At 35.5% G+C, this 14,984-nt stretch carries 13 protein-coding genes, 2 other RNA genes and 1 riboswitch; of the genes, 11 read left to right on the forward strand and 4 right to left on the reverse strand.

The annotated features are described in order from the left end of the window. The first annotated feature begins 72 nt into the window (after positions 1 to 72). Both ypwA and ACUN26_RS04570 read left to right on the forward strand, forming a co-directional pair. Entirely contained in the window at positions 73 to 1,590 is a 1,518-nt protein-coding gene (gene ypwA / locus ACUN26_RS04565; protein ID WP_000215061.1) for a carboxypeptidase, read from the forward strand. A 46-nt stretch (positions 1,591 to 1,636) separates the two neighbouring features. Continuing rightward, positions 1,637 to 2,110 carry a GNAT family N-acetyltransferase gene (locus tag ACUN26_RS04570; RefSeq protein ID WP_000386698.1) on the forward strand — a complete coding sequence of 158 codons (474 nt, stop codon included), beginning with the start codon at positions 1,637 to 1,639 and terminating at the stop codon, positions 2,108 to 2,110. Between the two features lie 56 nt (positions 2,111 to 2,166). Here the strand turns inward: ACUN26_RS04570 and mphL are convergent, their stop codons facing one another. Continuing rightward, entirely contained in the window at positions 2,167 to 3,063 is an 897-nt protein-coding gene (mphL, locus tag ACUN26_RS04575; RefSeq protein WP_001094125.1) for a macrolide 2'-phosphotransferase MphL, read from the reverse strand. A 591-nt stretch (positions 3,064 to 3,654) separates the two neighbouring features. Between mphL and ACUN26_RS04580 the strand changes: the two genes are divergently transcribed. The 3 genes from ACUN26_RS04580 (at position 3,655) to pbuX (ending at position 6,646) form a co-directional block, all read left to right on the forward strand. Beyond that, positions 3,655 to 4,401 carry a type I methionyl aminopeptidase gene (locus tag ACUN26_RS04580; protein WP_000628448.1) on the forward strand — a complete coding sequence of 249 codons (747 nt, stop codon included), beginning with the start codon at positions 3,655 to 3,657 and terminating at the stop codon, positions 4,399 to 4,401. A gap of 116 nt (positions 4,402 to 4,517) precedes the next feature. Further along, positions 4,518 to 4,619: riboswitch (purine riboswitch) on the forward strand. A gap of 107 nt (positions 4,620 to 4,726) precedes the next feature. Then, positions 4,727 to 5,320, forward strand: a complete 594-nt coding sequence (locus tag ACUN26_RS04585; protein ID WP_000866492.1) for a xanthine phosphoribosyltransferase — start codon at positions 4,727 to 4,729, stop codon at positions 5,318 to 5,320. 3 nt (positions 5,321 to 5,323) lie between these two features. Then, complete coding sequence (pbuX, locus tag ACUN26_RS04590; protein ID WP_000809217.1) at positions 5,324 to 6,646, forward strand: xanthine permease PbuX; 1,323 nt, start codon at positions 5,324 to 5,326, stop codon at positions 6,644 to 6,646. A 15-nt stretch (positions 6,647 to 6,661) separates the two neighbouring features. Here the strand turns inward: pbuX and ACUN26_RS04595 are convergent, their stop codons facing one another. Then, positions 6,662 to 7,825 (reverse strand): DUF418 domain-containing protein, encoded by a 1,164-nt coding sequence (locus ACUN26_RS04595; RefSeq protein WP_000193176.1) that lies wholly within the window; start codon positions 7,823 to 7,825, stop codon positions 6,662 to 6,664. Between the two features lie 553 nt (positions 7,826 to 8,378). Here ACUN26_RS04595 and ACUN26_RS04600 point away from each other — a divergent pair. Further along, positions 8,379 to 12,038 carry a dynamin family protein gene (locus tag ACUN26_RS04600; RefSeq protein ID WP_000182118.1) on the forward strand — a complete coding sequence of 1,220 codons (3,660 nt, stop codon included), beginning with the start codon at positions 8,379 to 8,381 and terminating at the stop codon, positions 12,036 to 12,038. A 3-nt stretch (positions 12,039 to 12,041) separates the two neighbouring features. Here ACUN26_RS04600 and ACUN26_RS04605 read toward each other — a convergent pair whose 3' ends face one another. Continuing rightward, complete coding sequence (locus ACUN26_RS04605) at positions 12,042 to 12,296, reverse strand: DUF3931 domain-containing protein (RefSeq protein WP_000369740.1); 255 nt, start codon at positions 12,294 to 12,296, stop codon at positions 12,042 to 12,044. 72 nt (positions 12,297 to 12,368) lie between these two features. Between ACUN26_RS04605 and ACUN26_RS04610 the strand changes: the two genes are divergently transcribed. From ACUN26_RS04610 to ssrS (ACUN26_RS04630), 5 genes are all read left to right on the forward strand, one after another. Continuing rightward, entirely contained in the window at positions 12,369 to 12,827 is a 459-nt protein-coding gene (locus tag ACUN26_RS04610; protein WP_000011414.1) for a GNAT family N-acetyltransferase, read from the forward strand. A gap of 30 nt (positions 12,828 to 12,857) precedes the next feature. Beyond that, positions 12,858 to 13,130, forward strand: a complete 273-nt coding sequence (locus ACUN26_RS04615) for a YpbS family protein (RefSeq protein WP_000451820.1) — start codon at positions 12,858 to 12,860, stop codon at positions 13,128 to 13,130. 2 nt (positions 13,131 to 13,132) lie between these two features. Further along, positions 13,133 to 13,966 carry a sulfurtransferase gene (locus ACUN26_RS04620; RefSeq protein WP_000637576.1) on the forward strand — a complete coding sequence of 278 codons (834 nt, stop codon included), beginning with the start codon at positions 13,133 to 13,135 and terminating at the stop codon, positions 13,964 to 13,966. Positions 13,967 to 14,082: 116 nt separating this feature from the next. Further along, positions 14,083 to 14,265: non-coding RNA, 6S RNA (ssrS, locus tag ACUN26_RS04625), on the forward strand. 21 nt (positions 14,266 to 14,286) lie between these two features. After that, a non-coding RNA gene (gene ssrS, locus ACUN26_RS04630) (6S RNA) lies at positions 14,287 to 14,470 on the forward strand. A gap of 54 nt (positions 14,471 to 14,524) precedes the next feature. On the opposite strand, the gene ACUN26_RS04635 is transcribed toward ssrS (ACUN26_RS04630), so the two are convergent. Beyond that, positions 14,525 to 14,974, reverse strand: coding sequence for a hypothetical protein (locus tag ACUN26_RS04635; protein ID WP_002038338.1), 450 nt, complete (start codon positions 14,972 to 14,974; stop codon positions 14,525 to 14,527). Positions 14,975 to 14,984 lie beyond the last annotated feature (10 nt).

Here is a 14,984-nt window from a genome sequence, read left to right on the forward strand (position 1 = left end):
TTCTATTATAAAAGGAATTTATGTTTTCGTGTCGAAATAAGTTTGAGGTAGAAAAAGGAGGTCTTTTATACGATGACAGTTGCTACATATGAAGTAGAAAAACAATTTTTAACATATGTGAAGAAGATAGAAAATTACGGAGAAGCATTAAGCTTAATGTTTTGGGATTTAAGAACGGGTGCACCAAAAAAAGGTGTGGATCAGCGTTCAGAAGTCATAGGGATGCTTTCGTCAGAAGTGTTTGCTATGTCGACTTCAGATGAGATGGGGAACTACTTAACTGAGCTTGAAGCTTTAATATCTGAAGATAAACTTTCTGAAACGACGAAGAAAATGGTTGAAGAGTGTCGTAAAGAATATGATAGAAATAAGAAAATTCCACAAGCTGAATACGAAGCGTATGTGAAATTAGAAGCGAAAGCGGAAAGTGTGTGGGAAGAAGCACGGGAAAAATCTGATTTCGAAATGTTCCGTCCGTACTTAGAAAAAATTGTTGAATTCAAAAAGAAATTTATTACATATTGGGGTTACGAAACATATAAATATAATACATTATTAGACATGTATGAGCCTGGTATTACAGTAGAAGTGTTAGATCACGTATTTGGTCAACTTCGTGAGCGTATCGTGCCGCTTGTAAAAGAAATCTCAGAGTCTAAAAAGGGATTAAAAACAAGTGCTTTATCGGAACACTTTTCGAAAGAAAAACAAAAGAACTTTACATTAGAGTTATTAAAGCAATTGAATTATGACTTTGAAGCAGGGCGTCTTGATGAAACGGTACATCCTTTCGAAATTACATTAAATAGAGGGGATGTTCGTATTACAACACGCTATGATGAGAAAGATTTCCGTATGGCTGTGTTTGGAACAATTCATGAATGTGGTCATGCTGTATATGAACAAAATATTGCAGAAAAGTTTGAGGGTACACCGCTATGTAGTGGAACATCTATGGGTATTCATGAATCGCAATCATTATTCTTTGAAAACTTTATCGGTCGTAATAAATCATTCTGGAAGAAAAATTATGATTTATTAAAAGAGTATAGTGACGGTCAATTTAACGATATATCAGTCGATGAGTTTTATGATGCGATTAACGAATCGAAGCCTTCATTCATTCGTATAGAAGCAGATGAGCTTACATATCCGCTTCATGTTATGGTTCGTTATGAGCTTGAGAAAGAATTATTTGATGGTACACTACAAGTGAAGGACTTACCAGCGGCTTGGAATGATAAGATGGAAGCATATTTAGGAATTCGTCCAGAAAATGATGCACAAGGTGTATTACAAGATGTTCACTGGGCTGGTGGCTCATTTGGATACTTCCCATCTTATGCGCTTGGTTACATGTATGCAGCGCAATTTCAGCAAAGAATGTTAAAAGATATTCCAAACTTTGATGCATTATTAGAAGAAGGTAACGTGACGCCAATTCGTGAATGGTTAACGGAAAACATTCATCAATATGGCAAAACGAAAAAGCCACTTGAAATTTTAGAAGATGTAACAGGTGAAGGGCTAAATGCAAACTACTTAGCTGATTATTTAGAAGCGAAGTATAGAGAGATTTACGAGTTATAAAAAAGAGCTGCTTAATTGCAGCTCTTTTTTTAAAGGGGATGGGAGAATGGATTATACATTTACAGTAATGAACCAAAAGGAAGCAGAGGAAATTGCATACAACTGGCATTATGAAGGGAAATATTCCTTTTATGATATAGAGGCAGATCAAGAAGATTTAGCAGAGTTTTTAAGTACTGAAATGAGAGGAGACGATACGTTTGCTGTGAAGGAAAATGGTACTCTCATTGGTTACTTGAGTTTTTCTAAAATGAATAATCAAACGGTTGATATAGGACTTGGAATGAGACCTGATATAGCTGGCAATGGATTAGGGTTAAAGTTCGTGAAGGCTGGACTAGATTTTAGTGAAGAAAAATACGGCTGCAACTATATAACACTATCAGTAGCGACATTTAATGAGAGAGCGATTAAAGTATATAAAAGGGCAGGATTTGAAGCAGTTGGAACGTTTATCCAGGAGACGAACGGTAGTTGTTTTGAGTTTTTGAAAATGAATTATATATGTGAAAATGACTAAAAACCAGAAGAGAGTTCTTCTGGTTTTTAGTTTAAAGTTTTTTTTTTGTAACTACATTAACTTTCAGTTGCTAGCATGTGTACAGCTGCTTCATGCATCTCTTTCAAACCTGACACTTGAGCATATTCAGCAACAGTGATACTACTTGTTGTTAGAAGTTCGATAATATGTTCATCCATTCTTGACCAAGTTTTACCACCAGCATTGTCATAAGAGCTAATTAACTTTGTTAGTCCATCTTTCCCAAAGAGCAGATAATGTGATGTGAAATCTATAGAAACATCAGCTATCCCTACTTCTGTCCAATCGATTAAGCCAGTTACATTATTTTTCTTATCAATCAGGATATGACCTGGATGTATATCCCCATGCGTTACTCCTACATGAGATGGCCAAAAAGAATCTTCAGTTAGCCATGCTTGCCAACGATCCCATAATTTTTGATTGACATAGTATTGTTCCTTCACTCGATTCATCCTTTGTTCCATAGAAGCTCTTAATTCATTAGCAGTAAGAATTTCAATACCGATATTATTAAATTCTTGTTGAGGTAATGAGTGTAAATTCGCTAGAACTTTTCCTAATGAAATATGGTATTCAGATGGTGCGTTTTTTTCATTAAAGCTCCATATATATCCTTGTTGTTCTATATCAATAGTGGCGGCAGGAACGCCACTTAGTTGCTTATAGGCAATTAAGTCTTCAGTGAATATAGACCAATCAGGAACTTGGAATCCTGCATGGTTTTTTATGATTTCCAATGCCTTTTTTTCTTGTAGGACATGTCTCATAGATTCTGGTCTACGAGGAATTCTTAGTATCCATTTATCTCCGTTTTGATCTTTAGCGTGTGCTACTTGAAAGTCAACACCAGATTCATTGATTTTTATTGAATCTTCTAAGATATTTAGGCCTTCCTTAGTTGCTAATTGTTTAATTTTAAGTGTGTTCATTTTTATTTCCTCCAAATGCTTATTTTAATCTTAATGCTTGAGTACGTATTCTGTTACCATTTTCCCCCTAACTACACCAATAGGATCAAATTAGTGAGATATAAGAAGATGTAATCATAAAAAAACCACAGACGGGCTTCTGTCTGTGGTTAAGAGTAAACGAGGATATAAGAAATAGAGGTCTCTCTTTGTATGAAAAAACATGCGACAAAAAGACAGATATATATCTGCCTTTCTCCATGCAGAAAGTGTACTTTTCCGTTGAAGATTATTAAAAATGTGCAGACTAATCCCGTTTACTCTGCTTTATGAAAACAGAGCCTTTGAACATATTAAGTTACTTAGTGTTCAAAGTTTGCTGACGTAGTCTTCCTGCATGCATCATTTTTAAAAACCCTCCTTTTAATAGTATAGTAACAATATACGTTGTTTATAAGTGAATATCAATAAAAAACACTAAATAAACATCCGAAAAATGTATATTAAAAAATAGAAATAAATGATGTTTGCTTTTGTAATTGGAATTTTTGCTAGAGGGTGTGTATGATTGAACTTTAGTAGCAAATAGCAAGCTTAGCAAGGAGAGGTAGAATGATTACAATTAAAACGAAAAGTGAAATAGATTTGATGCATGAATCTGGGAAATTACTTGCTTCATGTCATAGAGAAATAGGAAAAATGATAAAACCAGGAATAACAACACAAGAAATTGAGACGTTTGTTGAAGCGTATTTAGAAAAGCATGGTGCAACATCTGAGCAGAAAGGTTACAACGGGTATCCATATGCGATATGTGCGTCTGTAAACGATGAAATGTGTCATGGGTTTCCGGCCGATGTTCCTTTAAATGAGGGAGATGTTGTCACAATTGATATGGTAGTAAACTTAAATGGTGCGCTATCAGATTCTGCATGGACATATATAGTAGGGGATGTTTCTGACGAAACAAAAAGGTTATTGCTAGTGGCTGAGAGTGCTTTATATAAAGGAATTGATCAGGCGATAATCGGTAATCATGTAGGGGATATTGGTTTTGCAATTGAAAGTTATGCAAATGCTGAAGGTTTTTCTGTTGCAAGAGATTTTACGGGGCATGGGATTGGTAAAGAGATTCATGAAGAACCAGCAATTTTTCATTTTGGTAAACCGGGACAAGGACCTAAGCTGCAAGAAGGCATGGTAATTACAATTGAGCCGATTGTAAATGTAGGTATGCGCTATTCTAAAGTTGATTTAAATGGATGGACTGCAAGAACGATGGATGGGAAATTATCTGCTCAATACGAGCATACAATTGCGATTACAAAAGATGGGCCAGTCATTTTAACGAAGTTGTAATAGAGAATGTAAGAGTTTGCAAAAATCGAACGAAAATAGTGTTTTTATAAAATTTGTACGTGTTTTATTAATAAATACTTTTCAAAGTATAAAAATTGCGTTATAATCCTTCTATAAAATAAATAGTTAGCTACACTCATATAATCGCGGGGATATGGCCTGCAAGTTTCTACCGAAGTACCGTAAATACTTTGACTATGAGTGAGGACGAATATATTTGCTTGTTAAGCATTCTTTTTTGCGAAACTCCAAAAGCACGTCTCTCACTTGTAACGAGTGGTGGCGGCTTTTGGAGTTTTTTTATTGCATAAGAGGAGGAACAAACATGAAAGTATTACAAGAAAAGATTCTGAACGAAGGAAAGGTTTTATCTGGTGACGTATTAAAGGTAGATGCATTTTTAAATCACCAAATTGATCCGGTACTTATGCAAGAGATTGGAAAAGAATTTGCTAAACGTTTTAAGGAAGAGAACATTACAAAAATCGTGACGATTGAATCTTCTGGCATTGCACCAGCGGTTATGGCTGCATTAGAGCTTGGTGTAAAAGTAATTTTTGCAAGAAAACGTAAATCGTTAACGTTACAAGATAATATGTATGTTGCAAACGTATATTCATTTACAAAACAAGAAACAAATGAAATTTCACTATCTCGCACTCATATTGATGAAAATGATCGTGTATTGATCATTGATGACTTTTTAGCAAACGGTCAGGCTGCTTTGGGTTTAATGAGTTTAGTAGAGCAAGCTGGAGCAAGCATTGCGGGAATTGGAATTGTTATTGAAAAAGCATTTCAAGATGGAGGAAAGAAGCTTCGTGAACAAGGCGTTCGTGTTGAGTCACTAGCAGAAATTGCATCACTTGATAACGGCACAGTTACATTTGTACAGCAAGAAACTGCGGAGGTGAAATAAGCGATGAAGCAACATCCATTTAAAATCGCATCGCTAGGTATGCAGCATATGCTTGCTATGTATGCCGGTGCAATTATCGTTCCACTTATTGTGGGAGGCGGACTTGGCTTAAATCAAAAAGAGTTAACATATTTAGTCTCAATTGATTTATTAATGTGCGGCGTTGCAACAATTTTACAAGCATTATCAAATCGCTTTTTCGGTATTGGACTTCCAGTTGTACTAGGTTGTACATTTACAGCGGTTGGACCGATGATTGCAATTGGGAAACAATACGGCGTGTCTTCTATTTATGGAGCAATTATTGCTGCCGGTTTGTTTGTTGTTATTTTTGCGAAATTATTTGGAAAGCTTGTAAAATTATTTCCCCCTGTCGTAACAGGGTCCGTTGTTACTGTAATTGGAGTTACACTTGTTCCAGCAGCGATTAATGATATGGCTGGCGGAGTAGGAAGCAAAGATTTCGGAAGTCTTGAAAACTTAGCGTTAGCATTTGGCGTATTATTATTTATCATCATTATGTATCGTTTCTTTGATGGATTTATCCGTTCTATTTCTATTTTATTAGGTCTTTTGTTCGGTACAATCGTTGCAGCGTTTATGGGGAAAGTAAGCTTGCAAGCTGTTGGAGAAGCAGATTGGTTCCACGGTATTCAGCCGTTTTACTTCGGTACACCGACATTTGAATTAACGCCAATTATTACGATGATTCTCGTTGCTTGTGTAGGGATTGTAGAAGCAACAGGTGTATACTTTGCGTTATCTGATATTTGTAATAAAAAGATCGGTGAAAAAGAATTAACAAAAGGCTATCGCGCAGAAGGGTTAGCGATGGTGTTAGGTGGTATTTTTAACGCATTTCCATATACAACTTACTCTCAAAACGTAGGACTTGTTCAATTAACAGGAGTAAGAAATCGCGTTATTATTTATACTTGTGGTGGTATGTTAATCGTTCTTGGGTTCATTCCAAAAATCGCAGCTATTACAACAATCATTCCGAAATCAGTACTTGGTGGTGCGATGTTAGCGATGTTCGGTATGGTTATGGCATATGGTATTAAAATGTTAAGTAGCGTTGATTTTGGAAAGCAAGAAAACTTATTAATTGTTGCATGCTCTGTCGGAATTGGGCTTGGGGTTACAGTCGTTCCTACATTATTCTCACAACTTCCAGAAAATATTCGTATTTTAACAGATAACGGAATTGTGCTAGGAAGTGCATCAGCAGTACTTTTAAATATTGTATTTAATATGGTGCCGCAGCGAAAAGGGAAAGTAAAAGAAGAGCCAGTTTCGATGCAAAATGCAGTAAGAGAAGCATAGAAAAGCAAGGTCTCATTATGAGACCTTGCTTTTCTTTTTAAGTGGCATCATTTTCCCATACGTACCAAGCCGCCAAATGTACTCAAGTGGCCCGTATTGATAATGTGAAAGCCACCAGCGGCTAATAAAGATTTGTAACGTATAAAAACTGATGCAAAATAGAGGTCCTACCCATAATGGAGCAAGATAATCGTTTTTGAACAATAGTCCGAATACAAGTAATGTAACAATTGTATGTGAGATGTAATTTGTTAACGCCATTCGTCCAACGTATTGGAATGGGCGTAATAATGTTTGCCATTTTTCTTTTTGTAATAAACGCATTAGCGTGAAAATGTAGAAGATGAATAATGTTTTTCCACTGAACATTGTAAAGGCCTGCATATAAATTGGTTCATAAAATGGTTTTGATAAGAAGTAACGAACCATGAAGAACCACATTGGTAATGTTAAAATGAACGTAATAATTTGCCATTTTTTAAGTTTTGTATCTAACTCTTTCGTGCGGCGGAAAATATCCTTTTTACCGGCGTATAAACCAAGTAAAAATAGCCCAACTGTTTCTGGGAGCATTGTAATATTTAATACTATTCCATCAGCATAAAATGCATGGAAACGATTTTGTATTTGTGACACCCAGTCTTCAAGTGGCATGACTGGTAAGGAGAATCCAAGTTCAGCCTTTGACATTAAGGCAACACTAATACTAGCAATTAGTATAAGAAATTGAAAAATACTTAATAAAGCAATTGCCCATATTAAAATGGTACGAGGTTCTCTCTTATAAAATAAAAATAAGAAAAATCCAGCGATTGCATAAGTATGTAAAATGTCTCCGTCCCATAAAAGCACATAATGTAAGAAACCAAATAATAATAAAATAAGTAAGCGACGAACAAATAAAGTTTTTGGTCGATCTGTTTTCGCTTCAGCACGAGTCATAAAAATATAAAAGCCTAGTCCGAATAAAAACGAAAAGATAGTATAAAACTTTGTTTGAATAAACATATCGTAAATTAGACGGATATAACTATCTAGTCCCTCATAAACTCCTGAAAGATCACGTGAGTCAATTCCAGCAATAATAGGCCAGTTAACAAGAAAAATACCTAGTACAGCTATTCCCCTAATGATATCAATTGAGTGTATCCTCTCGCCTTGCGTGAGATTTTGTGTCATTATTTTCCTCCTTAATAAGTAATTCCCTTTTATTATACAAAATGTAAGGGGGAGGGGATAGAGGGGATTTCCAATTTTTAAAACTGTTAAGATGTGTATTATGAGATATAATAAGAGTGCACAGCAAGTTTTAAACTTCTTTAAAACAGGCAGTAAAGCTCCTTTTCCCGAAGGAGCTTTCTTTTTTAGAAATTTGTTGATAATGATTCTCTTTAATGATAAAATGTATTCAAAAGTGATAATCATTATCAAAAAAAGGTTGGTGCGCGAGTATGGTATATGCATTAGTAGCAGGTACAGTCGCTGTATATGCAGTTATTGCGAAATATGTTTTAAATGGAGTAGGAACAGCAAAATGAATAAAATGACATAAAATCCCTTTCATTTGTAAAAAGAATGAAAGGGATTTTTTATTTTTAATGAGAATATGCTGAAAATTTAGTATGATAGTAAAGTGAAACTGTAATCAATGGGGAGATGCATCTCTCACTGATTAAGAGCTCGCAAATAGCGGGAAAAAGTATATACATCTTGGATAAAGGGGAACAAGGGGATGACAAACATAGTACAGACAAACGGTATGAAAAAACTTGTTTGTTTTTATGAAGAGTGGCAAAAACACGGCGATGCAGAGAATAGCTTAAAGTTGTTTGAAGTGATTCAAAAATATAAACAAGAGCAGCTTATGATAGCATTCTGCGGACACTTTTCGGCAGGGAAATCAACGATGATGAATCATCTATATAAAGCGCAGTTGTTACCAACAAGTCCGATTCCGACAAGCGCTAACGTCGTCAAAATTGAAAAGGGATTAGATCGTGTTGTTGTAACGGTCAAATCTGGAGAACAGTACGAATATGACGGTGCATATTCAGCAGAAGAATTAAAACAGATTTGTAAAGATGGCGATGAGGTAATTGGTGTTCATATTTATCGAAATGATGCGCCAATTCCTGAGGGAGTTATGTTAGTTGATACACCAGGAATTGATTCGACAGATGATGCCCATCAACTAGCGACAGAATCGACACTTCATCTAGCAGACGTAATTTTTTATATGATGGATTATAATCACGTCCAATCGGAAGTGAATTTGCAATTTGTTAAAGAATTGAAACAACGTAATAAAACGGTTTATCTCGTTGTAAATCAAATAGATAAACATAAAGAAAATGAATTATCATTTGAGGATTATAAAGATAGTGTGAAACAATCGTTTTCTAACTGGGATATTGAAGTAGATGGAGTTTATTATACGTCATTACGAATGATGAACCATCAACATAATGAAATTGGAAGTTTAGAAACATTAATTACTTCTATTATGAAAGAAAAAGAGCAGTATGTAAGAGAGGGAATGGAGCGAGAAACAGAATATTTAATGGGAGAACATTTCTCGTTTATTGTTTCTGAAAATGAAAAAGCTCTTTTGACATATGAGGAAGAGTTAGCATCACCGCTTTCGATTTCAGAAATAGTTGAAAAGAAAGAAGAGCTAACGGAAACTAAACATCGCGAGGCTAGTAAAGAATCTCATGTGAGAAACGAATTTATAAAAGGTTTACAAGCTATATTAGATAACGCGTATTTAATGCCATTTGAAATGAGAGAATTGGCAAATGCATATTTAGAAACGAAATTAACAAAGTTTAAAGTTGGTTTGCTATTTGCGAAAGGAAAGACGGAGCAAGAAAAACAAAGACGTGTAGAGGCGTTTTATTCTGCCCTTCAAAAGACTGTTGAAACGCAACTTGATTTTCATGTGAAAGAATTTATTGTAGCCTTCTTAAAAGAAGAAGGATTGTTCACGGAGGAAATTGGGAAAGACATATATGCTTTAGAAATTGCTTTTGGACCAGAAATGTTAGCTGAAGTCATTAAACAAGGTGCAGGTTTCACAGGTGATTACTTACTTCTTTATACAGCGGATGTAGCGAATGAACTGAAGAAACGTTATTTTACAAAAGCACAGCAAATTTTTGATAAAAGTGCAGTCGTTTTAAAGCAAAAAGTGAAGGAAGCAGTTGCTCGTATGGAAGAAGAGATTGAAAAATATACGATGTTGCAAACGGCAAAAGAGACGGAATTACAATACAGTAACAGTTTAGAGACATATGAAAGTTATTTACAAAATGTTTGGCACGAGCGTGTGGCTACACCAGAAGGATTGCAAATAGAGGAGATATTGCAACGTGAAAAACAAATTGTTAGTGAGAAATTCACACTACAAGAGCAGGAAATTGTAAATGATAATGTAGCGGCTCATGAAGAAGAGATAAAAGGAACGGCAGCTTTAAATATTCAGCGTATATTAGAGAAAGTGAAGAAAGCTGAAATGATATTAGAGCCATTGCCAGCGCTGAAACATGTACAGCAAGAGGTGATAGAAAAAAGGCGTCGTGTGGAAACGAAACAATTTACAGTAGCGTTATTCGGAGCTTTTAGTGCTGGGAAATCATCATTTGCCAATGCCTTACTTGGTGAGAAGGTACTTCCTGTATCACCAAATCCGACGACGGCAACGATTAATCAAATTTTGCCGGTTACAGAGGAAAAACCACACGGAACAGTAATGGTTCAATTCAAATCAAAGCAAGCTCTATTAGAAGATATGAAAGCTGTTTATAAGCTGTTTCATTATGAGATTACTACGTTAGATGAGGCGTTAGCACAAATTGATAAAGTTATGAAATATCCTTCACCGACTGGGAAGCAAAAAACAACATTTAGCTTTTTACGAGCGGTACAAAAAGGGTATGATGCAGTTTCTACTTATTTAGGAGAACAAGTACAAGTCACATTAGAAGAGTTCTCTGATTATGTAGCGAATGAAGAAAAATCATGCTTCGTTGAGTATATGGAGCTTTATTATGATTGTGCTTTAACAAGGCAGGGAGTAGCGCTTGTAGACACACCTGGAGCGGATTCTATTAATGCTCGCCATACTGATGTTGCATTCCAGTATATTAAAAACGCAGATGCTATTTTATTTGTAACATATTATAACCATGTATTCTCTCGTGCTGATCGTGAATTTTTAATTCAGCTTGGTCGTGTAAAGGATACTTTTGCTCTTGATAAAATGTTCTTCTTAATTAATGCGGCGGATTTAGCAGAGTCTGAAGAAGAACTTGAAATGGTAAAAGGTTATATCGCAGATCAGCTACTGCAATACGGTATTAGAAATCCGCGTTTATTTGCAATTTCAAGTTTATGTGCGCTTGAAGAGAAACAAGGAAAGAATGTTAAAAAAGAGAAGTATGGTATTTTACAAAACTCTGGAATTACTAAGTTTGAGGAATCATTTACGTCCTTTATGATGAGAGATTTAATGCTTGTTTCTGTGCATGCTCTATATGGTGCGTTGAAAGGGGCAGATCAGCTTTTAGTAAACATGATAAATGGTGCAAAGCAGGGGAATGAAGAGAAAGAGAAGCAAACGAAAAAATATGAAGCAGAGCGTGATCAACTACTTCATATCATTTCATCATATAGTGTACTTGCTGAAGAACAGGCGATGCAAAATGAAGTGAAAGAGTTGCTTTATTACGTGCAACAGCGTCTATTCCTACGTTATAACGATGTGTTTACTGAATTTATTAATCCGGCGTCACTTCGAACGGATGGAAATGTGAAAACACAATTGCAACAGTGTGTTATGGAATTAGTAGCATTTATTCAGCATGATTTATTACAAGAAATGCGTGCGACATCATTACGTCTTGAAAAATGGATAGACGAAGCGATGAAGCGTGCAAAGGACGAAATTGTAGTGAACTGTAAAGTAGAAAATCAATCAATTTCTATGAATGGAACAGTGGGGTATGAATATAAAGATATTACACATAAAGAACCGTTCCCTTCAGTTGAAATAAAAGATTTCAAAAAAGCACTGGCACATTTTAAAAATGAGAAAAGCTTTTTTGAAAAGAATGACAAAGCTTTTATGCAAGAAGACGCTAAATCTGTATTAGAACCGCTTGTATCAAACTATGTAGCCGATGAAAAAGATTTATTTGTTCATCATTATAAGCAAGAATGGGATATGAAGTGGAACTTATTCCAAAAAGTGATGCAACAAGATGTGATGAACTATTATGAAAGTATATTGTTTGCATTGGCTGAAACGATCGATGTATTTCTATATGAACAAAGTAAAGAACAATTGCACAAGCAGTTAGTAGAGATTGAAAAAGAAATTTATGTTATATAGTCGTTATGAGAAAAAGATTCGTTCAATTTTCTTTTGCAGTACAGTATCTAAAGATTTGACAAATCCAGCAAATTCATCGGTAGAAATCATATGAGTAAGAACGAGTCGTCTGCCATCTGGTGTTTCACCGCATAAGACGAATGAAGAAAATTCGTATGTTTTATTTTCAACTACTAATTTTGGATAGGAATACGTGTCGCTTTTCTTCTTCTTTCCATCAATAGAGATGACGTTGCATTTTTTCTCATTGTTGTCCATGGTGAATCCCTCCTTTCTATTATTTATGGTAGACAAGGAGGGTTTAGAACAATAGAGATGGGGGGATTTTTTATGTCTTTTGTAATAGAACGTATTTTAAAAGAGGCTATACCGAAGTCTTTATTGCTACTTGCTGATCCAAGTGAACGGCAAATAGCTATATATGTACAAAGAGGGTTAACATACGTAGCAAAGCAAGGGGGCAGCGTCATCGGTGTGTATGTTCTTTTGGAAACAAGGCCGAAGACGATGGAAATCATGAATATTGCGGTTGCAGAGCATTTGCAAGGAAAAGGGATTGGGAAGAAGCTATTAAGGCATGCCGTAGAAACTGCTAAAGGATATGGTATGTCAAAACTTGAAATTGGTACAGGCAATTCTAGTGTTTCACAACTTGCTTTATATCAAAAATGTGGATTTCGTATTTTTTCTATTGATTTTGATTACTTTTCGAAGCATTATGAAGAAGAGATTATTGAAAATGGCATTGTATGCCGTGATATGATTCGGCTTGCAATGGAATTGAATTAGAACGTATAACTTATTTAGGGGGAAGAGAAGATGGAAGTACATAAAGCAATTACAGCACATTCTCGTAAACAAAATGAAAGTGTAAAAGCATGTTTACAATTAGATGCGCAGCGTGAAGCAGCTATTGAAGCAGCCGTATCTCTTGCGTCAAATGGGAAAGAATTTTCGGTTGATGTCATTAATGTTGTAACAAAGCAAATTAATGATCTTGCAAAAAATGGTGTTACCTTACAGCGTAAATATGTTACAGAAGAAATGGTTATGGAGTATGTAAGTCGTTTACAAGAGAAAGAAGGTCGTTAAAGATGATAGTTACAGTCGAATGGTTACGTGAGCATATAGAAGATGAGAACGTCCGTGTAATCGATTGTCGTTTTGATTTAGCGAATCCTAATTGGGGTAGAGAAAAGTATGAAGAAGAACATATTCCTCATGCGTTATATTTTGATTTGAATTTAGATTTATCAAGTCCTATAGCAGAACATGGTGGCCGCCATCCGTTGCCAAGCATTGAAGAGTTTGCGGACAAGCTTTCGGAGGTTGGTATTGATGAACATACGACAATAATTGCGTATGACAGTCAAGCTGGTGCAAATGCTGCTCGTTTATGGTGGTTATGTAACTATGTAGGACATGAGAAAGTATATATATTAGATGGTGGTTTCCCGGTTTGGAAAGAGAATGGACTACTGACAACAACGGAAATTCCTGTTGTTATACGAAAAACATTCAAAACAAACATACAAGATCATATGCTTGTATCGATGGAAACAGTAAGAGAGAATATCCAGGCAGGTGCAGATGTTACGTTAATTGATTCAAGAGAGCCGAAACGTTATGCTGGTGTAGAGGAACTTGTCGATCATAAAGCAGGACATATTCCGACAGCAGCAAACTATTTTTGGAAGGATGGAATGTTGCAATCAGGACAATTTAAGAATGAAGCTGAGCAACAAGAACGATTCCAAAATCTGTCGAAAGATAAGGAAACCATTGTATATTGTGGTTCTGGTGTTACGGCATGTCCAAATATCATTGCGTTAAAATTGGCTGGATTCCAAAATGTTAAATTGTATGCAGGTAGCTGGAGTGATTGGATTTCTTATCCAGAAAATCAAATTGCAAAAGAAGAAGATTAATCACTTGCATGCAAAAATAATTTGTATTAAAATAAGGTCACAAGCAAGAGATTGCTCGAAAAACTTTGTATTTTACACATTGGAAACAATGTGATAATATAACGACAAGTAAATAATACATCCTGCGGTGTACGTAACTTATTTATGTCTAAAACCGATGTTAGTTATACGGAAGCTCAATATTTAGCGACCATCATCAAGCCTTCCTTGTGGAGGAAGATGTACGGTAACTGTGAGGGCATCCACCTGCGAGTAGCGGGTTTTTGGACATTTACGAGGAGCGGCACGTGCGGGGGTCTTATTTCAACTAACCTTATATAAAATTCCTACGGTGTACGTAGCTTATGCATGTCTTAAACCAATAAGTTTAATATGGAAGTTCAATATTTAAATGTAGCTAACATGCCATCTTTTTAAGAAGGAAGTTACAAACATTTGTGAGAGCATCCACCTGTGAGAGCAGGTTTATGGACATCTAGAGAGAACGGCATATGTGGGGCTATATAAAAACCTTACGTTTTATACGTAAGGTTTTTTTGTTGCATAGATATATCAATATTATCTTGATTCACCTGTGAAGTTTCCGTAATAAATGTAGCACTTTCTGTCTTCATCAATCTCTCTTGAATCTAAGGAGAATTCCATAGACATGCCGTCTCGCTGAATATATATAATATCTGAATGAAGAGATGGTAAAATTTCTTCGTAGTTCCATACATCTTGACTATCTACTAAGCTTGAACTCGTTTCACTTAGTTCTCTAATTTCAAAACCGATGTGGGAGTATGTAGGGTCTGAAGGGTCATTGGCGAAAACATCTTTTTGAATATAAATAACTGCTGTTCCGTCTGGATCAACCGAAGTTGCAGTAACGACATAAGTATTTTTCTCTTTAATAAAATATTCACAAGTCATGCGTGCGATAATTTCAGAATTAGAAATATTGGCGTAGTTCCATAAAGCAGGATACCCTTTCGTTTCATCATTAAGTCGATATTCTAAGCGCATTTTATCCGAT

The organism is Bacillus sp. WC2503, from assembly GCF_052682895.1.

Excerpts from the sequence above, each read along its gene's own strand:
- ypwA (WP_000215061.1), top strand. The coding sequence starts at position 73 with ATGACAGTTGCTACATATGAAGTAGAAAAACAATTTTTAACATATGTG.
- ACUN26_RS04570 (WP_000386698.1), top strand. The coding sequence starts at position 1,637 with ATGGATTATACATTTACAGTAATGAACCAAAAGGAAGCAGAGGAAATT.
- mphL (WP_001094125.1), bottom strand. The coding sequence starts at position 3,063 with ATGAACACACTTAAAATTAAACAATTAGCAACTAAGGAAGGCCTAAAT.
- ACUN26_RS04580 (WP_000628448.1), top strand. The coding sequence starts at position 3,655 with ATGATTACAATTAAAACGAAAAGTGAAATAGATTTGATGCATGAATCT.
- ACUN26_RS04585 (WP_000866492.1), top strand. The coding sequence starts at position 4,727 with ATGAAAGTATTACAAGAAAAGATTCTGAACGAAGGAAAGGTTTTATCT.
- pbuX (WP_000809217.1), top strand. The coding sequence starts at position 5,324 with ATGAAGCAACATCCATTTAAAATCGCATCGCTAGGTATGCAGCATATG.
- ACUN26_RS04595 (WP_000193176.1), bottom strand. The coding sequence starts at position 7,825 with ATGACACAAAATCTCACGCAAGGCGAGAGGATACACTCAATTGATATC.
- ACUN26_RS04600 (WP_000182118.1), top strand. The coding sequence starts at position 8,379 with ATGACAAACATAGTACAGACAAACGGTATGAAAAAACTTGTTTGTTTT.
- ACUN26_RS04605 (WP_000369740.1), bottom strand. The coding sequence starts at position 12,296 with ATGGACAACAATGAGAAAAAATGCAACGTCATCTCTATTGATGGAAAG.
- ACUN26_RS04610 (WP_000011414.1), top strand. The coding sequence starts at position 12,369 with ATGTCTTTTGTAATAGAACGTATTTTAAAAGAGGCTATACCGAAGTCT.
- ACUN26_RS04615 (WP_000451820.1), top strand. The coding sequence starts at position 12,858 with ATGGAAGTACATAAAGCAATTACAGCACATTCTCGTAAACAAAATGAA.
- ACUN26_RS04620 (WP_000637576.1), top strand. The coding sequence starts at position 13,133 with ATGATAGTTACAGTCGAATGGTTACGTGAGCATATAGAAGATGAGAAC.
- ACUN26_RS04635 (WP_002038338.1), bottom strand. The coding sequence starts at position 14,974 with ATGCGCTTAGAATATCGACTTAATGATGAAACGAAAGGGTATCCTGCT.